We start from the raw sequence: 222 nt of genomic DNA on the forward strand, positions 1-222 counted from the left end.
GGGAGATAAGCCTGTTATCCCCGGGGTAGCTTTTATCCGTTGAGCGATGGCCCTTCCATGCGGAACCACCGGATCACTAAGCCCGACTTTCGTCCCTGCTCGACTTGTAGGGCTCGCAGTCAAGCTCCCTTATGCCTTTGCACTCTACGAATGATTTCCAACCATTCTGAGGGAACCTTTGGGCGCCTCCGTTACACTTTAGGAGGCGACCGCCCCAGTCAA

At 55.4% G+C, this 222-nt stretch carries 1 rRNA gene; it reads right to left on the reverse strand.

The features are described 5' to 3' along the window. A 23S ribosomal RNA gene (locus tag MR170_RS31915) occupies positions 1-222 on the reverse strand; the annotation flags it as partial.

The sequence above is a fragment of the Bacillus cereus group sp. BfR-BA-01524 genome, from assembly GCF_022662595.1.
Lineage (GTDB): Bacteria > Bacillota > Bacilli > Bacillales > Bacillaceae_G > Bacillus_A > Bacillus_A thuringiensis_S.